Source organism: uncultured Muriicola sp. (assembly GCF_947258935.1).
GTDB lineage: Bacteria > Bacteroidota > Bacteroidia > Flavobacteriales > Flavobacteriaceae > Muriicola.
Window position 1 is genome coordinate 33,985 of sequence record NZ_CAMYKH010000005.1, and the last position, 19,870, is coordinate 53,854.

Sequence of the window (19,870 nt, forward strand, 5' to 3'; positions counted from 1 at the left end):
ATGCATAATAAAATTTTAAATTGATTTTACCTTTTCCTGCGGTCGTTTTGAAGGATTATTTCCTATTTTTGTTCGCGTTTTGATAAGTACGAACGTTGAGAATAACGAGCATATGAAGACATTACAATTTCGAGAAGCCATTGTAGAGGCCATGTCTGAGGAGATGAGAAGAGATGATTCCATTTATTTAATGGGAGAGGAAGTGGCAGAATACAACGGGGCCTATAAGGCGTCTAAAGGAATGTTAGATGAATTTGGACCTGAACGTGTCATTGACACTCCGATATCCGAATTGGGATTTTCGGGGATAGGAGTAGGGTCTGCCATGGTGGGGAACCGACCTATCATAGAATTTATGACCTTTAATTTTGCGTTGGTTGGAATAGATCAGATCATAAACAATGCAGCAAAGATCAGACAAATGTCGGGCGGGCAATTTAATTGTCCTATCGTTTTCAGGGGTCCAACAGGCTCTGCAGGTCAGCTTGCAGCTACACACTCCCAGGCCTTTGAGAGCTGGTACGCAAATTGCCCCGGTTTAAAAGTGGTAGTACCTTCTAATCCCAATGATGCCAAAGGACTATTGAAATCGGCCATACGCGATGATGATCCGGTGATCTTTATGGAATCTGAACAGATGTACGGAGATAAAGGTGAAGTACCCGAAGGGGAATTCACTATTCCAATAGGTGTAGCCGAGATCAAAAGAGAAGGTACAGATGTTACAATCGTTTCTTTTGGAAAGATCATTAAGGAAGCCTACAAGGCAGCCGATGAATTGGAAAAAGACGGAATTAGTTGTGAGATTATTGATCTGAGAACTGTAAAGCCCCTGGATTATGAGGCTATCCTGAAATCTGTTAAAAAGACAAACCGTTTGGTAGTGCTGGAAGAAGCCTGGCCATTTGGCAACGTGGCAACAGAGATCACCTATATGATACAATCAAAAGCCTTTGACTATTTAGATGCACCCGTAGTAAAGATCAATACTGCAGATACTCCGGCACCCTATTCACCTGTTTTATTTCAGGAATGGTTGCCCAATCATGAAGATGTTATTAAGGCAGTAAAAAAGGTACTGTATAAATAAGAACGAAATTTTTATAAGGTTTAAAGAACTTCGTCGACCAAGCCCTGACGAAGTTTTTTTATTACAGACATCAATGAGATCATAAATGTAACTATTGTTTCAATCAAGGCTTTTCTTATATTCAATATTCATAAGATCTGTCAGATCCCGGAGCAGGGTACTATGAAAAAAATACTCTTTTTACTTCTACTTTTTATTGGTTCCATGAACTACGCCCAGACCAAGGTCAGTGGAATTGTAGTTGATGAAGGGGGTGAACCAGTGGCCTTTGCCAATGTCATCCTCAAGAATTCTTCTGTAGGTTCCATTACTAATGATAATGGCCGGTTCTACCTGGAATCGGACATCAGATATTCTACCCTGGTAGTTTCTTTTATCGGGTATGAAACCCAGGAAATAGAATTGACGAACGCTGTGTCTTTTGATCTTACCATTGTACTACCTGAAGGCGGAGAACAATTAGATGAGGTAGTGATTTATATGGGGAAACGATCCAAAAAAGGCAATCCCGCTATTGACATCCTCAGAAAGATCTGGGCGAAAAAGAGGATCAACGGATTGCGAAAATTCAAACAATACGAATACGATAAATACGAGAAAGTAGAATTCGACCTCAATACCATAGATAGTGCGCTGATGAAAAGCAAGATCTTCAAAGGGCTCGAATTTGTCTTTGCAGACCTGGACACTTCCAGGATCACAGGAAAAACCTATCTACCCATTTTTCTGAACGAGGTTTTTTCTAAAGTATATGGCAATAATATAATTCAGCAAGAGCGCGAAGATGTATTGGGGAATAAGAACTCGGGTTTTAGCAACAATCAGGCAATTACTGCTTTTGTACAAGATCTGTATTCGGATTATGACGTGTATGCCAATTATCTGAAGTTCTTTGACAAAAGCTTTACAAGTCCGCTTTCGCGTACAGGAATAGACGTATATAATTATGTTTTAACGGATAGTGCCTATATAGACAACAAATGGTGCTATCATATTATTTACTACCCCAGACGTAAGAATGAGCTCACATTTAAAGGTGATTTTTGGGTAAATGACACCACTTTTGCCCTGAAAAAGATAAACCTGGAAGTTACCAAGAGTGCTAATATTAACTGGGTGAAGGAGATTTATATTGAGCAAGACTTTGAGGTGGTGAATGATTCCGTCTTCCTTTTGAAGCGAGATTATATGTTGTCTGATTTCAGTTTTAGCAAAAAGGAAAAATCTAAAGGAGTATACGGAAAGCGAACCACGGTCTATGACAATTATACCTTCGATCAACCAAAGACAGATGCTTTCTATAAAACAGCTTCAGATCCTTTCGATCCTTTGGTCTTTGAACGCGATAGTATCTTCTGGGATAATAATAGGTTAGAAGCCCTGAATAAAGATGAGACCGGTATCTACAAGTTGCTGGACACCCTGAAGACGGTACCCAAATTTAAATCCTATTATAATATAGTTAGTATCCTTGGTTCGGGTTATGTTGAGATCGATAAGTGGAATCTGGATATTGGGGACATCTATAGCACCTTTGGCTATAATGATGCCGAAGGAATTAGATTAAGAGGGGGTGCACGGACCTTCTTTGGGCAAAACGATCCCTGGCGGCTTGAAGGATATATGGCCTACGGCTTTTCGGATAAAAAGGTGAAACACGGGTTTTCTGCCAAGTGGTTGCTCGATAGAAAAAGCAGGCTGATCATTTCAGGAGGGAACCGCCGCGATATTGAGCAATTAGGCCTGAGCCTAACAGCTACCAACGACGTCTTAGGAAGAAGCGTGGCCTCATCATCTGTTCTTACTGTAGGGAACAATGATCGTTTAACGAATATCAATCTTACTACCTTGAGTCTGGAAGCAGAACCCTTTACCAATTTCCGTGTTCGCTTTGGAGGATCTTTGCGTAGCTTGAGCTCTGCTTTGCCAGATGCCTTTAGTCTGGAATATATAGATCCCGAATCTCCAACGGGCACATCCGCTGAACTAAAACAATTCGATCTAACCACTACCTTAATATATACCCCTGGCAAACGCACTATTGGGTATGGAGTAGAACGCCGTAATGTTAATGATGAATACGCTACCCTTCTATTTAACTATACCCGTGGGGTGGAGGCTTTTCTTGAAAGCGATTTTAGCTATGCCAAATACCAGTTCTCATATACGCAGCCCTGGCAGATCGGTGGTTTTGGTCGATTGTTGAGCACCGTTGAGATGGGCAAGACCACAGGTGCGGTGCCTCTAAGTTTGTTGAATGTAGTACCGGGGAACCAAACCCTGTTCTCACTTTACAATACCTTTCCTAATCTCGATTTTTATGAATTTGTTACGGATACCTATTTCTCTCTGCATTTAGAACAGAATTTCAATGGACGACTTTTCTCCAGAATACCGATCATCCGAAAATGGAACCTTAGGGAAATAGTAGGTCTGCGCGGCGTTTGGGGCCAATTGTCTGATGAGAATATCGCTTTGAATAGTCCTACTAATATACCCCTGGTAGCCCCTACAGATAAGATCTATTGGGAATATTCGCTGGGAGTAGGAAATATATTTAAGATCTTCAGGATCGATTTTAATTTTCGTGGTAATTACCTGGAAAATCCCGATGCAAGGGCTTTTAGTGTTACAGGTACCTTCGGCTTTAATTTTTAAACAGAGCGCTGCCCCCAATGTGCAAGACCTTGATTTTTATAGTTAATTAGTGCTTTTATATTCTAAACCGTTTTACTACTTTTGCAGCCGTTTAAATTGTATAAATAACAAATCAATATGGAATTAATCGTAACCCTATTACCGGCATTTGGTATACTAGCCTTGCTGTTTGTCTTCTTAAAAAACATGTGGGTCTCCAAACAAGAAGTAGGAGATGCTAAAATGGCGAGGATCGCCAAAAATATCGCCGATGGGGCGATGTCTTTTTTAAAGGCCGAATACAAAATATTAGGAATTTTTGTTGCAGCCGTGGCAGTCCTCCTCTATTTCAAGGGAGAAAATGAGGCCGGATCCAGCGGAATGGTTGCCATTTCATTTATAGTAGGCGCAATTTGTTCTGGTTTAGCTGGTTTCATTGGAATGCGAGTAGCAACTAAAGCCAATGTAAGAACAACACAGGCTGCCAGAACTTCCCTGGGGAAAGCCCTGGAAGTAGCTTTTGCAGGAGGTTCAGTAATGGGATTAGGTGTTGTAGGTTTAGGAGTTTTAGGATTGAGTTCATTGTTTATGCTCTATCAAGATATATGGCCAGGGGCAGACAATGTCTCTTTAGTATTGAATGTATTATCCGGATTTTCATTAGGGGCTTCTTCAATTGCCCTTTTTGCACGTGTGGGTGGAGGTATCTATACCAAAGCAGCTGATGTTGGAGCCGACCTTGTTGGGAAGGTAGAAGCAGGGATACCTGAAGATCACCCTTTAAATCCCGCTACAATTGCAGATAACGTGGGTGATAATGTAGGAGATGTTGCCGGGATGGGAGCCGATCTATTTGAATCTTATGTGGGTTCTATTATTGGTACCATGGTATTAGGAGCATATATCTTTACACCGGAGTTTGAAGGTCTTGGTGCTGTCTATTTACCATTGGTATTAGCAGCGGTTGGTATCCTTATGTCTATAATAGGAACCTTCTTTGTAAAAGTAAAAGAAGGGGGAAATCCACAAACTGCTTTAAATGTTGGTGAATTTGGATCTGCTATTTTAATGGTAGCTGCTTCCTATTTTATTATCCATGCTATGATCCCTGATACTGTAGAAGGCTTGCCATTTGGTGCCATAGGTGTCTTTTGGGCCACTATCGCCGGACTTGTAGCCGGATTAGGAGTAGGGAAGATCACAGAATATTATACAGGGACAGGTACCAAGCCTGTAAGTGCTATTGTTAGACAGTCAGAAACAGGAGCCGCTACTAATATAATTTCAGGTCTGGGTGTTGGGATGATGTCTACGGCCGTTCCAATTTTATTGATTGCCACTGCAATTTTGGTGTCTCATCATTTTGCAGGTTTATACGGTATTGCTATTGCAGCCGTTGGAATGTTAGCAAATACGGGAATTCAGTTGGCAGTAGATGCTTACGGACCTATTTCTGACAACGCCGGTGGTATTGCTGAGATGGCTGAATTGCCAAGTGAAGTACGTGAGCGTACAGATAAATTAGATGCAGTAGGAAATACCACAGCAGCTATAGGTAAAGGGTTTGCGATTGCTTCTGCAGCCTTAACAGCACTTGCCTTATTTGCAGCCTTTATGAAAGTAGCAAACGTAACAACTATTGATGTTTCCAGACCAGATATTATGGCTGGATTGTTAGTAGGTGCCATGTTGCCGTTTGTATTTTCTGCCTTATCAATGAATGCCGTAGGACGTGCAGCAATGGCCATGATAGAAGAAGTTCGTCGCCAGTTCAGGGATATTCCTCAATTGAAAGCGGCTTTGGGAGTGATGCGTAAGTACGATTCGGATATGTCTAAGGCCTCCGCAGCAGACAGAGCTATTTTTGATGCAGCCGATGGCTATGCAGAATATGATAAATGTGTTGATATATCCACAAAAGCATCTATTAAAGAAATGGTATTGCCTGGTCTTTTAGCCATTGCCGTGCCTGTTGCCGTTGGATTTATCGGTGGAGCGGAAATGTTAGGTGGGCTATTGGCCGGCGTAACTTCTGCAGGTGTTCTGATGGCTATCTTCCAGTCTAATGCCGGTGGTGCCTGGGACAACGCCAAGAAAATGATAGAAGCAGATGGTCGTAAAGGAACAGACGCTCATAAAGCTGCTGTGGTTGGAGATACTGTAGGAGATCCATTTAAGGATACTTCCGGTCCTTCACTGAACATCTTGTTAAAGTTAATGTCAGTTGTTGCACTCGTTATCGCACCTAGTATCGCGTTGTCTTCAGATGCAATTTCTTCTTATAATATGGAAAAAGCAGGAAGTGAGATGGTAGAACAATCCATGCAGAAAGAAGTAAAGGTTGAAATGGTAAAGAATGATGATGGAACCGTTACTGCTACTGTAACTACTACCGTGACAGAAAATGGAGAAGAGATGATGGAAGAGAAAGTGTTTTCAGGAACAATGGAAGTATTAGAAGAGAAGATCGAGGCCATGAATCAAATGGAAGAGGGAACTAAGATCAAGATAAAAAAGCTCATTAAAAAAGAAGTAGAAGAGAATTAATAGGTCACTTCTCAAAGTATAAAAAAGACCCGTGAATTTTCACGGGTCTTTTTTTATATGTTTTCTTCATGTTCTAAAACAGGCCGTTGATCTCGCCGTCAATTTTTGTGATGACCTCCCCTAAGTGTTCCGGGTTATCTACAAAGTCGAGATTGTCCACATCTATGACCACTAAATTACCTTTATCATACCCATGAACCCAGGCTTCATAGCGCTCATTCAATCGGCTTAAATAATCTATAGAAATGGAATTCTCATAATCCCTGCCACGCTTGTGGATCTGGTCTACCAGATTGGGAATAGAGCTTCTTAAATAGATCAGAAGGTCTGGTGGTTGTACCAGACTTTCCATCAGATCAAAAAGGCTGGAGTAATTAGTAAAATCACGGTTGGTCATAAGCCCCATAGCATGCAGGTTAGGTGCAAAAATATGGGCGTCCTCATAGATGGTCCGGTCCTGTATCACATTCTTGCCACTTTCACGGATCTTTAAAATTTGTCGATATCTGCTGTTCAGGAAGTATATCTGCAGGTTAAAGCTCCAGCGTTCCATCTGCGTATAGAAATCATCCAGATATGGATTGTCTACCACATCTTCATAATGCGCTTCCCATTTATAGTGTTTAGAGAGTAATTGCGTAAGGGTGGTTTTTCCTGCCCCAATGTTTCCGGCAACTGCGATGTGCATAGGATGGTGGTGTTTGGCTTGTGTTTTTCAATTTTGAAAGGATAGCAATATACAAAGTATATAGTGTACCCAAAAAAATAGTTGATGAAATACTTGAAAGAATTAAGTATGTGTAAAATTTTTATTTTAAACCCAAATATGTACTTTTGACTTTATAAATAAGAGGACGGATTTGACTGATTGCAACCTCTATAAAAATGCTAAAGCAGTTTCTGCCGGGACCTTCCTTTGCAAACTCCTTCTAGCGTTCTTCAAATCCTTTCTCTGTATAATTAAAAGAAAGGTATGCCTTATTTATTTACCTCAGAGTCCGTAAGTGAAGGACACCCAGATAAGATCGCAGATCAGATCAGCGATGCGTTACTGGATAATTTTCTGGCTTTCGATCCGGAAAGTAAAGTAGCCTGTGAAACACTGGTTACCACCGGGCAGGTAGTTCTTGCCGGGGAAGTGAAAAGTCATACCTATGTAGATCTGCAGCAGATCACCAGGGAGGTGATCAACCAAATTGGCTATACCAAAGGGGAGTATCAGTTCAGTGGGGATTCTTGCGGGATCATCTCCCTGATTCACGAACAATCCAAAGACATTAATCAGGGAGTAGACCGGGGAAGCAAAGAAGAGCAGGGTGCCGGCGACCAGGGAATGATGTTTGGCTATGCCACCAAAGAAACAGAGAACTACATGCCCTTAGCTTTGGACATTTCCCATAAGATCCTGGAGGAATTGGCTGCTTTGCGTAAGGAGAATGATGATATCACTTATCTGCGTCCGGATGCAAAAGCACAGGTAACCATTGAATATTCTGATGAAAATGTGCCCCAGCGTATAGATACCATAGTGATCTCTACCCAACACGATCCGTTTGATGAGGATGATGTGAAGATGTTGAATACGATAAAGAAACACCTGCTGGCCCTTTTGATACCAAGAGTTAAAGACAGGTTACCCGAAGCAACGCAGTTACTTTTTAATAAGGATATTATCTATCACATCAATCCAACGGGAAAATTTGTTATCGGTGGTCCACATGGAGATACAGGTCTCACAGGGCGTAAGATCATCGTAGACACCTATGGCGGTAAAGGAGCCCACGGAGGTGGAGCATTTAGCGGAAAGGACCCGAGCAAGGTAGATCGCAGCGCCGCTTATGCAGCCCGTCATGCAGCCAAGAATTTGGTAGCAGCCGGAGTGGCCGATGAGATCCTGGTACAGATAAGTTATGCCATTGGAGTGGCGCAGCCTACATCGGTTTATGTAGATACCTATGGAACCTCAAAAATAAAAATGAGCGATGGGGAGATCGCCAGAATTGTGGCCAGTCTTTTCGATTTCAGACCCTTTGCTATTGAAGAGCGGTTGAAATTGAGAAATCCCATCTATTTGGAAACTGCGGCATATGGACATATGGGCAAAGAACCCCGGAAAGTAACCAAGGTCTTTGAATCGCCATATAACGGGAGGATCAAACGAGAAGTAGAGTTATTTACCTGGGAAAAATTAGACATGGTAGACCTGGTACAAGAGGCCTTTAATATATAATTTTTGTAGGATTACTAGGAATTTTAAAAATTCCATCATTATATTTGTTTCACCAAAGTTCAAACTCTTATTGAATAGTTATCAAGAAAGGTGGAGGGATTAGACCCTTTGAAGCCTTAGCAACCCTTTGTGTCAGAACAAAGAAGGTGCTACATTCTATCACGCATTTAGCGCGACAGATAACACAAACCTATTACTTCGGTAATATTCTTTCTTTATAACTTTTTTGATTTTCATGGCAGATAAAACGTCTGTTATGCTGTTTGGCTTTTTTATTTCAACTATTAATAATAAAAAAACTGAAATCATGAGCGATCAAAAATTTTCGACCAAAGCACTGCATGCTGGTCATGACACTAAATTACACGGAGGTACACGAGCTGTGCCTATCTATCAGAGCACAGCCTATGTCTTTAACGATTCGGACCATGCGGCCAATTTATTTTCCCTGGCTGAGTTTGGGAACATCTACACCAGGATCAACAACCCAACCAATGACATTCTTGAGCAGCGCTTAGCGGCACTGGAGGGCGGAATTGCCTCGGTGGTAACCGCCTCAGGGACAGGAGCCATCAATACTGCTTTGTTGGTACTGTTAAAAGCCGGGGATCATATCGTTGCCTCCAATAGTTTATATGGAGGCACTTATAACTTGCTAAGCGTAACATTACCACGTTTGGGGATCACAACTACCTTTGTAGACCCTGCAGATCCTTCAAACTTTGGAAAAGCGGTCAAGGAAAATACCAGAGCTATCTTTGTTGAATCACTCGGAAATCCAAAACTGGATGTACTCGATCTCAAAGCCATTTCTGCAGAAGCAAGAAAGGCCAAGATCCCATTTATTGTGGATAATACGGTGGCTACACCGGCATTATTGAATCCTATTGAACATGGTGCCAACATAGTGATCCATTCCTTAACAAAATATATCAATGGTAATGGAACGGCCCTGGGTGGTGCCATTATAGATGCGGGTACTTTTGATTGGTCTAGTGGGAAGTTTCCGGAGTTTACGGAACCCTCTCCCGGTTATCATGGCTTAGTATACCACGATGCGCTGGGTCCTGCCGCTTTTATCGCCAAGGTGAGGATAGAAGGGCTACGCGATCACGGAGCCTGCCTGAGTCCGTTTAATGCCTTTCAGATAATACAAGGTCTGGAAACCCTGCAAGTGAGGATGAAGAAACACAGTGAGAACGCCCTGGCCCTGGCCAGTTGGTTGGAAAATCGCAAAGAAGTGACCTGGGTCAACTATCCGGGATTAAAGAGTAGCAAATACTATGCTCACGCAGAGGCGTATTTGCCAAAAGGCCAGAGTAGTATTGTTACCTTTGGAGTAAAAGGAGGGTATGAATCCGCGAAGAAGATCGCAGACGAGACCAAGCTCTTTTCGCTCTTAGCCAATATTGGAGATACCAAGTCCCTTATCATTCATCCTGCGAGCACCACACACCAGCAACTAGATGATGAGGCGCAGCTAACTACAGGGGTTACCAAAGACCTTATTAGGTTGTCTGTTGGGTTGGAGGATCTGGAGGATCTTACGGCAGATCTGGAGCAGGCCTTTACAACCATTGATTCATCCGTATCGGTTTAAATGAGGTGTAATAGAAAGAATCAGTGTTTACGAAAGCAGGGATGATTCCTATAAATAATTGCATATGAAAACAGCGGTTTCGGACATAGAACAAATAAAAATTTCCGGTTTTACTACCCTTAGCGGAGTAACACAGGATATTCTATTGTCTTATCAGGTATTTGGCCTGCCGCTGAACACCGCCCCGATCGTATTGGTCAATCATGCCCTGACCGGAAATTCGGATGTTGCGGGGGAAAATGGTTGGTGGACTTCCCTTGTCGGGAAAGACAAGTGTATAGACACTCAAAAATATACCGTCCTGGCCTTTAATATTCCGGGTAATGGCTATGACGGTTTTATAATTGATAATTACAAGGATTTTGTGGCGGGTGATATAGCGAGGATCTTCCTGGGGGCACTGGCTATATTAAAGGTTAAAAAACTATATGCCATTATTGGAGGATCTCTTGGAGGGGGCATTGCCTGGGAGATGGCGGCGCTAGATACTGAGATCACTACACACTTGATCCCTGTGGCGTCTGACTGGAAGTCGACAGACTGGTTGATCGCCAATTGTCAGATCCAGGAACAATTCCTGATCAATTCCAAACAACCGGTCCATGATGCGAGGATGCATGCCATGTTGTGCTACCGTACCCCGGAATCATTCAAGGAACGTTTTCAAAGAAGTACCAATGAAGATCTCAATGTTTTTAATGTGGAGAGTTGGCTCTTACATCACGGTAGGAAACTGCAGGAGCGTTTTCAATTATCTGCCTATAAGCTAACCAATCAGTTGCTGAAGACCATTGATATTAACCGGAATGGGAAAGAGGCCTTTGAAAAATTGCAACGTAGCCAAACCAACATTCATATCATTGGGGTAGATTCGGATCTGTTTTTTTCTGCAAGGGAGAATAAGGAGACCCATAAGCAAATGGCTCAAGCCAGAAGCAATGTCACATATGGAGAGATAAAGTCGCTTCACGGTCACGACGCATTTTTGATCGAATTCAGACAATTGGAGCAATTGCTAGAGGGGATCTTTGATCCGGAGAAGGCGGCCAAACGTTATAAGATCCTCAAATTTGGAGGCACGTCTCTTGCCAATGGGGAAGGGATAGAAAGAGTGCTGGAGATCATAACCAACAAAGTGAAACAAGGCGAAAAAATTGTGGTGGTGGTTTCTGCGAGGGAAATGGCAACAGATCAGCTAGATACCATTTTGGAAAAGGCTGCTCAGGGAAAGGACTATATAAAAGAATTCGAAGACTTTGAAAAATACCAGCGGCATAGTTATAAGAATGTAGATCTCTCCAACGAATTCCGGGAATTAGTACATCTCCTGGAAGGTGTAGCTCTGTTAGGGGATTATAGTCCCAAGATCAGGGATCAGGTATTGGCAATTGGCGAATTAGTCTCAACAAAACTCATTACCAAGCTTTTAATTGGTAAAGGGATACAGGCTCAACATGCAGATTCTAGACAACTCATCATTACGGATAATACTTTTGGTGATGCCAAATTGCTGGAGGAAATATCAAGGGAACGGTCCAATAATTTTTTCAGGAAGTTAGATGCTTCGGTGATCCCCGTTATCCCCGGATTTATTGGAGCTACCGAGTCCGGGGAAACTACCACTTTGGGAAGGAATGGCAGTAATTATACCGCTTCTCTCCTGGCTAATTTTCTGGATGCGGAAGAGTTATTAAATTATACCCATGTAGATGGTATCTATACAGCCGATCCTAAATGGGTGCCGGAGGCCAGGCGTATAGCGCAACTTTCGTATAGCGAGGCCAATGAACTGGCTAATTTTGGTGCTACTATTCTCCACGCAAAGACAATTATTCCATTGTTAGAGAAGAACATTCCTCTGCGGATCCTGAATACATTCAACAAGGAAAATGAAGGAACCTTAATTAGTGCCAAAACTACTGAAGAAGGCATCCGTTCACTCTCGGTCCTGGGAGATGAAGCACTGATCAACCTGGAGGGAAGAGGTTTATTGGGAAAGGTTGGAGTAGATGCCAGAATTTTTAGGGCATTGAGCCAACGAAATGTTAGTGTGAGTATTATTTCACAGGGATCCTCAGAACGAGGTATCGGACTCCTCGTATCGGCAAAAAAGGCACAGGCTGCAAAGAAAGCTCTTGAGGAGGAATTTGAGAATGATTTTCGATCCAAGGACATTAATGCGATCACTATTGTGGAAGACGTGTCCGTGATCTCCATCGTGGGTCAGGATCTCAGTACGTTTCACAAACCCTACAATGCGCTGATCAAAAATCAAGTCATCCCATTACTTTTCAATAACACAGTTACAGGGAAGAACATTAGCCTGGTAGTAAAGAAAGCGGATCTCCACAAGGCATTAAATGTAATGCACGGACAGATCTTTGGCATTAGTAAAAAGGTGAATCTGGCTATTTTTGGACATGGGAATGTTGGGGGAACCCTGCTGGATCAGGTATTGGGAGCCAGCAAAAACATTGAAAAAAGAAAAGGGACACAACTCAGGGTATTTGCCCTTGGAAATTCTAAGAAATTACTGCTTAATAAGGATGGGATCACCGGGAACTGGAGATCATCCATAAAAGAGAAAGGAAAGTCCTATACACTCAATGATATTTTTGACTATGCCAAGGCCCATCATTTGGAGAATTTGATTGCAGTAGATAATACGGCCAGCGAAGAATTTGTGGCCCATTATTTTGATTTTGTAGAAAATGGATTCGATCTGATCTCTTCAAACAAAATTGCCAATACCCTGGGTATAGACTTTTATCATCTCCTGCGCGAAGAATTAGAACATTTTCAAAAACAGTATTTGTATGAGACAAATGTGGGGGCCGGATTACCGTTAATAGATACAATTAAACTGCTTCATCTGTCCGGGGAGAATATTACGGGGAACAAAGGAGTATTTTCAGGATCCCTGAGTTATATCTTTAATACCTTTTCGGAAAAAGATGTGCCTTTCTCTGAAGTTTTGCTGGAAGCCGTGAGTCTTGGGTATACCGAGCCAGATCCGCGTGAGGATCTTTCAGGGATGGATGTGGGCAGGAAGCTATTGATCCTTGCCAGGGAGCTTGAGTTACAAAATGAAATTGATGATGTGAAGATAGAGAACTTGATCCCAAAGAATTTACAAAAGCTTAGCATTGAAGGTTTTATTGAACAGATAGAAACCCTGGACCCTCTCATGGAGGAAGTTAAGAAGAAGCAAGCCTCAGGGCATGTTCTAAGATATGTGGGAGAATTACATGGTGATCTGCAAAAAGAGAAAGGAAAACTGGATGTAAAATTGATCTCGGTTCCAAAAGAAAGTAGCCTTGGACAAGTGCGAGGTTCAGACTCCATCGTAGAGATCTATACAGAATCTTACGGTGAGAATCCCCTGGTAATACAGGGAGCAGGAGCAGGTGCCGCAGTGACAGCAAGAGGTGTTTTTGGAGATATTTTGCGCATAGCAGAAAAGATGTAAATTGTCTTAAATTGGAGATGTCATGAAAAAAACAAGCCGTCACTTTGAGACCGAAGCGATCCGAACACAAATGGAGCGCTCTTCTTTTTTGGAACACTCGAGTCCCATCTATATGAGCTCAAGTTTTGTGTTTGAGGATGCAGAGGACATGCGCGCTTCTTTTGCCGAGGAAAAGGATAGGAATATCTACTCCAGATACGCTAACCCAAACGGAACAGAGTTTATTGATAAGGTGTGTAAAATGGAAGGAGCGGAAGCAGGATTCGCTTTTGCTTCGGGTATGGCAGCTGTATTTTCAACCTTTGCAGCACTCCTGGAAAGTGGGGATCATATTTTGTCTGCCCGCAACATCTTTGGATCTACTCATAGCCTGTTTACCCAGTTCTTTCCAAAATGGCAAATTTCACATACCTATTTCAAGATCGATGATTTAGAGAAAGTAGAAGAGCTTATAACCCCAAACACCAAAGTGATCTATGCAGAATCGCCAACGAATCCGGGAGTAGATCTTGTTGATCTGGAACGGCTTGGGGCCATTGCAAAGAAACACGGATTGTTACTTATCGTGGATAATTGTTTTGCATCGCCTTATTTACAGCAACCTATCAAATTTGGTGCCCACCTGGTGATCCATTCCGGAACCAAACTTATGGACGGTCAGGGTAGGGTCTTAGCGGGGATTACTGTAGGTCGTGCAGATTTAATTGACAAGATCTACAGGTTCGCCAGAATATCCGGCCCGTCGCTCTCGCCATTTAACGCCTGGGTGCTTTCAAAAAGTTTGGAAACCCTGGCCGTACGGGTAGACAGGCATTGCAGTAATGCTCTAGGGGTAGCCCAATTTTTGGAGGCTCATCCGAAGGTGGTGTGGGTAAAATACCCTTACTTGCCGTCACATCCTCAGTACCAATTAGCCAAAAAACAAATGACTGCTGGCGGTTGTGTGGTCTCTTTTGAAATAAAGGGAGGAGTACAGGCTGGCCAGAAGTTTTTTGATGCCATCAAACTGTTATCGCTTTCGGCTAATCTGGGCGATTCAAGGAGTATTGTGACTCACCCGGCTTCAACTACTCATAGTAAACTTTCCGAAAAAGAGCGAAAGGAAAGCGGAATTACCGATGGTATGGTTCGGATCTCGGTTGGTCTGGAGCATATTGAAGATATTATTGGCGATGTATCACAGGCGTTAGATACTATTTCCTGAGGAATTGATTCCCTGCTTTTAGTTATATTAGCTGCATGCTTTCCAAAAAGACCAAATACGGCCTAAAGGCCTTAACATTTCTGGGAAATCAGAAAGACCGTAATCCTATTGCTATTGCTGAGATTGCAAATCATGAAAATATATCACAAAAATTCCTGGAAAGTATACTACTCACCTTACGCCGAACAGGATATCTGGGGTCCAAAAAAGGCAAGGGCGGGGGCTATTACCTGATAAAAGATCCTTCTGAAATACCTATGACCACGGTAATGCGAGTCCTCGAGGGCCCAATTGCCATGGTATCTTGCGTAAGCCTTAATTTTTACGAGAAATGTGAGGATTGCCCGGATGAGCAAAGTTGTTCAGTTCATAAACTAATGCTTAAGGTACGGGATAGTGCCCTGGATGTTTATCGGAATACTACCCTTGCAGATCTCCTAAACTAGGTGCCATATTCCTAATAGGTCTATATTTCTACTGAAAATATCCAAGTGAATCAATAATATTTTTATTAATCTACTAAAACTATAGGGTGAATTGTTAAAAGATCAAATATTTTAGCAACTGCATCAATAATAAATGCTACTTTTGATTAACCTAGTAAAACTATAGGGTATATAATATAAGTAATTATAGTAAAAGAGTTTGCTCCATGAAGTTTACAGATCAGCACTTAGAACACTTAAATGCACAATTCAGAGGAATCCCAACGGAAGAGATCATAGGCTGGGCCCTGGATTATGCCAGGAGTCCTATTGTAACTACAAATTTTGGACCTTTTTCTGCTTCTATTTTACGCGCCGTAACGGCTGTAAAAAAGGACGTACCCGTAATATGGTGCGATACCGGATACAATACAGAAGCTACCTATACACATGCCGATGAGGTTATGAAATCTCTCGATCTTAATATGAAGATCTATGTTCCTAAACAAACTAGAGCGAGGAGAGATGTTCTTATGGGGATCCCGGATATTGACGATCCCAGACATACCGAATTTACCAGGCAAGTAAAACTAGAACCGTTTCGAAGGGCCATCAAGGAACACCAACCCGATGTTTGGTTCACCAACATACGCAAAGGGCAGACCGCCTTCCGTGATAGCCTGGACATGCTAAGTATCAGTAAGGAGGGAATATTAAAGGTAAGTCCTTTCTATCATTGGAATGATGCTCAATTAAAGGCCTATCTAAGACAACATCAGCTTCCCAACGAGCAAAACTACTACGATCCTACAAAGGTGCTCCAAAACCGGGAATGTGGAATACACCTGTAGTTAATTAAAATCAGCCACAAACGTAAAGCATTAATTTGCAGTAAAACCTATAAAAAGAATAGGATAAATAGGATACTATGAAAAGCTTTAGATCGGAAATAGAGGATCCACTAGTAGAAAAGGATATCCTGGAATTAGAAGCCAAGATAAGAGCCTATAAGGAGGGCGAACTTCATGAGGAAAAATTCAGAAGCCTTCGTTTGGCTCGCGGTGTATATGGGCAAAGGCAACCAGGAGTACAGATGGTCCGGATCAAGATTCCCTATGGGAAACTCAGCGCTCAGCAATTGCATCGTATTGCCGATGTAGCCGATGAATATTCTACTGGCAGGTTGCATATCACTACCAGACAGGATATTCAAATCCATTACGTAGACCTGGATAGAACTCCTCAACTTTGGGCAGAGCTAGAGAAGGATAAGGTTACCTTACGGGAAGCATGTGGTAATGCCGTACGAAATGTCACTGCAAGTGAGCTGGCCGGAATTGACCCCGCCGAACCTTTCGATGTATCCCCTTACGCCCAGGCACTATTCGAGTACTTTTTAAGAAACCCCGTTGGGCAGGAACTGGGTCGTAAGTTTAAGGTTTCTTTTTCTTCTTCCGAATCAGATACCGGACTTTCCTATATGCATGATCTTGGTTTTATTGCTAAAATTCAAAATGGTGTTTCGGGATTTAAGGTTATGATCGGTGGTGGTCTTGGCTCTCAACCAAGGCATGCCGATGTACTCTTCGATTTTTTGGAGTCAGAGCGAATCATCCCTATCATGGAAGCAGTCCTTCGTGTTTTTGATCGTCATGGTGAACGCAAGAGCAGGGCCAGGGCGCGTATGAAGTTTCTGATGAAAGATCTGGGGCTTGAAAAGTTCCGCGAATTACTGGAACTGGAGGAGAATGCAGTTCCCATTGACACTCTATTTATAGATCCAAATCCTTCCAACCCAAAGGAAGCAAAAAAAGCACCTGCAGTTCATTTGGAAAACAAGATACTTTTTGAAGAATGGAAATCGGCCAATATAATTGCTCAGAAACAACCAGGTTTTGTTGCTATTGGTATAAAAGTATTCCTGGGTGATTTCTATACGAATCAGGCCAGGCAACTTGCCGATCTGGTGGAGACATATGCCGCCGGGGAAATGAGATTAACCTTACGCCAAAATATCCTTATCCCTTTTGTGCCAATAACTTCCCTTCCTTTCTTTTTTAACGAATTACAACGCCTTGGATTATCTGATATAGGGTATAATAAAGCCATAGATATTACTGCTTGCCCCGGAACAGATACCTGTAATCTCGGAATTGCCAGCAGTACCGGAATAGCTGCTGAATTGGAAAGGATCCTAAGGTTAGAGTATCCACACTATGCGGGTAATTCTGATGTTGTGATAAAAATTAGTGGGTGTATGAACGCCTGTGGACAACATACCATGGCTCATATAGGATTCCAGGGCATGTCTATCAGAACTCCAGACAAACGTGTTGCTCCGGCCCTGCAGGTACTTTTAGGAGGAGGTAATCTTGGAAATGGAGAGGGAATTTTTGCCGATAAAGTATGCAAGATCCCTAGTAAAAGAGGTCCTCAGGCCTTAAGATTAATTCTGGATGATTATGAAACGAATGGAAAAGGTGAACCGTACCACTCCTACTATGCAGAAAAGGGACAAATGTATTTCTATGAGCTATTAAAACCTTTGATAAATACAGATCATTTGACCAATTCCGATTTTGTGGATTGGGGAGCAGATCAGAAATACAAGAAAGCTATTGGTATTGGAGAATGTGCAGGGGTTGTGATCGATCTGGTGGCCACTTTACTCCTGGAATGCGACGAAAAGTTGGAAGAATCATGTGAGGCCCTCAAAGAAGAAAAGTGGGCAGCCAGTATATATTATTCATACAGCGCAATGATCAATGCGGCTAAAGCTTTATTGACATCAGAGGATACAAGCACAAATACCCATGCCAGTATTATAAAGGATTTTGATATATATCTAACTTCAACTCAAAAGTTACAGTTAGATACTAGCTTTGAAGCAAAGGTATTGCAACTAAACAGCAACGCTCCAACTTCTATATTTGCCCATTCCTATTGGGTGGAAGCCAAAGATTTTATTAGCAAGGCAAAAGCCTACCGAAAACTGGAATTGGAACATGCGTAGTGACAACAAACTTACAGTAGTAGGTGCCGGACCAGGAGATCTGGATCTTATAACCTTAAAAGGAATAAAAGCCTTAGAAACGGCAGATGTTGTTTTATATGATGCCCTGGTACACCCTGGCCTATTAAAATATGCTACAAAAGCAGAACATATTTTTGTTGGTAAGCGACGCGGTTGTTATACCTATCAGCAGGAACAGATCAATGAACTAATCGTTAGTAGAGCGAACACCCATGGCCATGTTGTAAGATTAAAAGGGGGTGATCCGTTTGTTTTTGGCAGAGGAGCAGAAGAGATAGAATACGCCGCTGCCAGAGGTGTGGAAGTATCTGCTGTTCCTGGTATATCCTCTTGTATAGCTGTTCCTGCTTCTCAAAATATCCCGGTAACCAAACGTGGATCATCCGAAAGTTTTTGGGTAATTACAGGTACCACAAGAAGTCATCAATTGTCCGATGATATAGCTTTGGCCGCGAAGTCAACTGCCACAGTGGTCATCCTAATGGGGATGGGCAAATTAGCAGAGATCGTTCATATTTTTGAATCGGAAGGAAAATCAGCACTACCGGTAGCAATCATCCAGAACGGTACCAGAGAAGATGAAAAAATAGGTGTGGGTGCTGTAGGGAATATCCTGGGAATAGTAGAAAAAGAGCAATTAAGCAATCCGGCCATTATAGTCATTGGTGAAGTAGTTAGACACAGAACACAACTTTTGCAAATACAACAAGAAGTAATCTCAGAAATAGCCATTTAATGGAACGAAATAATTTATATCCCATATTCTTAAAAACCAGGCAATTAGAGATTCTTATTGTCGGCGGAGGATTTGTTGCTGAAGAAAAATTGCGCTTTTTGCTAAAATCGAGTCCCGATTCACAAGTAACCATGGTAGCTCCTTTTTACAGACCGGAAACTACCAAACTTGCTAAGCAATATCCGGTACTAAGATTAAAGGATGAGTATCATCCCAAACAATTAGAAGGGAAACATATTGTGATCGCTACCACAGATGATAAAGAGGTCAATCAGCGTATTTATCGAGATTGCCGTCAACGCAACATATTAGTAAATGTAGCAGATAACCCTCCTTTGTGCGATTTTTATATGGGAGGTATTGTTACAAAAGGTCATGTAAAAGTGGCCATTTCTACAAATGGTAAATCACCAACAACTGCCAAGCGTCTAAGACAATTTTTTGAGGATATTCTTCCAGATGATATTAGCATCCTGGTTCAAAACCTTAATATCTACAGAAAAACACTTCGAGGTTCCTTTGAATACAAGATGGAAAAGATGAATGAGCTTACACAAACCTTGGTTGAAGATGAAAATTAGGTAAAACCTACGACTATTACTGACGATCGCGCTCAATGCCATCGAGGTAAAAATAATCCCATTTACTTGTTTTTATTGCCATTGTGGTGTTTCTTTGTGACAGTTCATATACACAATGAAATTTGTTATCAAGAAAGGTGGAGGGACTAGACCCGGTGAAACCTTAGCAACCCTTTAGCTACTAAAGAAGGTGCTACATTCTATTACGCACTGGGCGTGACAGATAACGTACAATTAAGCATTTCTGCTTATTTCCATTCTTGATACAAAATACTTTCGAGCCTGAAACATATTTACCTAAGCGGTTGTGTATGTTT

The 19,870-nt window shown here is 42.0% G+C and carries 13 protein-coding genes and 2 riboswitches; of the genes, 12 read left to right on the plus strand and 1 reads right to left on the minus strand.

Features of this window, described 5'->3' with window-relative positions:
* Positions 1–82 precede the first annotated feature (82 nt).
* From Q0X72_RS01475 to Q0X72_RS01485, 3 genes are all read left to right on the plus strand, one after another.
* Entirely contained in the window at positions 83–1,090 is a 1,008-nt protein-coding gene (locus Q0X72_RS01475; RefSeq protein WP_297761056.1) for a pyruvate dehydrogenase complex E1 component subunit beta, read from the plus strand.
* 162 nt (positions 1,091–1,252) lie between these two features.
* The gene (locus tag Q0X72_RS01480; RefSeq protein WP_297761002.1) at positions 1,253–3,748 is read left to right on the plus strand and encodes a DUF5686 and carboxypeptidase-like regulatory domain-containing protein; all 2,496 of its coding nucleotides are present in this window, start codon (positions 1,253–1,255) and stop codon (positions 3,746–3,748) included.
* A 117-nt stretch (positions 3,749–3,865) separates the two neighbouring features.
* Positions 3,866–6,274, plus strand: coding sequence for a sodium-translocating pyrophosphatase (locus tag Q0X72_RS01485; protein ID WP_297761005.1), 2,409 nt, complete (start codon positions 3,866–3,868; stop codon positions 6,272–6,274).
* 73 nt (positions 6,275–6,347) lie between these two features.
* Here Q0X72_RS01485 and Q0X72_RS01490 read toward each other — a convergent pair whose 3' ends face one another.
* Positions 6,348–6,962, minus strand: a complete 615-nt coding sequence (locus Q0X72_RS01490; RefSeq protein ID WP_297761008.1) for a deoxynucleoside kinase — start codon at positions 6,960–6,962, stop codon at positions 6,348–6,350.
* A gap of 285 nt (positions 6,963–7,247) precedes the next feature.
* On the opposite strand from Q0X72_RS01490, the gene metK reads away from it, so the two are divergent.
* The 9 genes from metK to Q0X72_RS01535 all read left to right on the plus strand — a co-directional run bounded on the left by metK (position 7,248) and on the right by Q0X72_RS01535 (position 19,553).
* Positions 7,248–8,504, plus strand: coding sequence for a methionine adenosyltransferase (gene metK / locus Q0X72_RS01495; protein WP_297761011.1), 1,257 nt, complete (start codon positions 7,248–7,250; stop codon positions 8,502–8,504).
* 75 nt (positions 8,505–8,579) lie between these two features.
* Positions 8,580–8,690, plus strand: a riboswitch (SAM riboswitch).
* Between the two features lie 121 nt (positions 8,691–8,811).
* Positions 8,812–10,104, plus strand: coding sequence for an O-acetylhomoserine aminocarboxypropyltransferase/cysteine synthase family protein (locus Q0X72_RS01500; protein ID WP_297761014.1), 1,293 nt, complete (start codon positions 8,812–8,814; stop codon positions 10,102–10,104).
* A gap of 64 nt (positions 10,105–10,168) precedes the next feature.
* On the plus strand, positions 10,169–13,573 hold the full coding sequence (thrA, locus tag Q0X72_RS01505; protein WP_297761017.1) for a bifunctional aspartate kinase/homoserine dehydrogenase I: 3,405 nt from the start codon (positions 10,169–10,171) through the stop codon (positions 13,571–13,573).
* 22 nt (positions 13,574–13,595) lie between these two features.
* Entirely contained in the window at positions 13,596–14,777 is a 1,182-nt protein-coding gene (locus Q0X72_RS01510) for an aminotransferase class I/II-fold pyridoxal phosphate-dependent enzyme (protein ID WP_297761019.1), read from the plus strand.
* Between the two features lie 35 nt (positions 14,778–14,812).
* Entirely contained in the window at positions 14,813–15,223 is a 411-nt protein-coding gene (locus tag Q0X72_RS01515; RefSeq protein ID WP_297761022.1) for an Rrf2 family transcriptional regulator, read from the plus strand.
* Positions 15,224–15,429: 206 nt separating this feature from the next.
* Positions 15,430–16,053, plus strand: a complete 624-nt coding sequence (locus Q0X72_RS01520; RefSeq protein ID WP_297761025.1) for a phosphoadenosine phosphosulfate reductase family protein — start codon at positions 15,430–15,432, stop codon at positions 16,051–16,053.
* A 77-nt stretch (positions 16,054–16,130) separates the two neighbouring features.
* Positions 16,131–18,215 carry a nitrite/sulfite reductase gene (locus tag Q0X72_RS01525; protein WP_297761028.1) on the plus strand — a complete coding sequence of 695 codons (2,085 nt, stop codon included), beginning with the start codon at positions 16,131–16,133 and terminating at the stop codon, positions 18,213–18,215.
* Positions 18,208–18,972 carry a uroporphyrinogen-III C-methyltransferase gene (gene cobA, locus Q0X72_RS01530; protein ID WP_297761031.1) on the plus strand — a complete coding sequence of 255 codons (765 nt, stop codon included), beginning with the start codon at positions 18,208–18,210 and terminating at the stop codon, positions 18,970–18,972. Before Q0X72_RS01525 ends, cobA begins: the two co-directional genes overlap by 8 nt.
* Positions 18,972–19,553 carry a bifunctional precorrin-2 dehydrogenase/sirohydrochlorin ferrochelatase gene (locus Q0X72_RS01535; RefSeq protein ID WP_297761033.1) on the plus strand — a complete coding sequence of 194 codons (582 nt, stop codon included), beginning with the start codon at positions 18,972–18,974 and terminating at the stop codon, positions 19,551–19,553. Before cobA ends, Q0X72_RS01535 begins: the two co-directional genes overlap by 1 nt.
* 122 nt (positions 19,554–19,675) lie before the next feature.
* A riboswitch (SAM riboswitch) is annotated at positions 19,676–19,783 on the plus strand.
* The last annotated feature ends 87 nt before the right edge of the window (positions 19,784–19,870 follow it).

What these genes read in the sequence shown, in the direction of transcription:
- Q0X72_RS01525 (WP_297761028.1), top strand. Translation starts at nt 16,131, where the DNA reads ATGAAAAGCTTTAGATCGGAAATAGAGGATCCACTAGTAGAAAAGGAT.
- Q0X72_RS01535 (WP_297761033.1), top strand. Translation starts at nt 18,972, where the DNA reads ATGGAACGAAATAATTTATATCCCATATTCTTAAAAACCAGGCAATTA.
- Q0X72_RS01500 (WP_297761014.1), top strand. Translation starts at nt 8,812, where the DNA reads ATGAGCGATCAAAAATTTTCGACCAAAGCACTGCATGCTGGTCATGAC.
- Q0X72_RS01510 (WP_297761019.1), top strand. Translation starts at nt 13,596, where the DNA reads ATGAAAAAAACAAGCCGTCACTTTGAGACCGAAGCGATCCGAACACAA.
- thrA (WP_297761017.1), top strand. Translation starts at nt 10,169, where the DNA reads ATGAAAACAGCGGTTTCGGACATAGAACAAATAAAAATTTCCGGTTTT.
- Q0X72_RS01515 (WP_297761022.1), top strand. Translation starts at nt 14,813, where the DNA reads ATGCTTTCCAAAAAGACCAAATACGGCCTAAAGGCCTTAACATTTCTG.
- Q0X72_RS01480 (WP_297761002.1), top strand. Translation starts at nt 1,253, where the DNA reads ATGAAAAAAATACTCTTTTTACTTCTACTTTTTATTGGTTCCATGAAC.
- metK (WP_297761011.1), top strand. Translation starts at nt 7,248, where the DNA reads ATGCCTTATTTATTTACCTCAGAGTCCGTAAGTGAAGGACACCCAGAT.
- Q0X72_RS01520 (WP_297761025.1), top strand. Translation starts at nt 15,430, where the DNA reads ATGAAGTTTACAGATCAGCACTTAGAACACTTAAATGCACAATTCAGA.
- Q0X72_RS01485 (WP_297761005.1), top strand. Translation starts at nt 3,866, where the DNA reads ATGGAATTAATCGTAACCCTATTACCGGCATTTGGTATACTAGCCTTG.
- Q0X72_RS01490 (WP_297761008.1), bottom strand. Translation starts at nt 6,962, where the DNA reads ATGCACATCGCAGTTGCCGGAAACATTGGGGCAGGAAAAACCACCCTT.
- cobA (WP_297761031.1), top strand. Translation starts at nt 18,208, where the DNA reads ATGCGTAGTGACAACAAACTTACAGTAGTAGGTGCCGGACCAGGAGAT.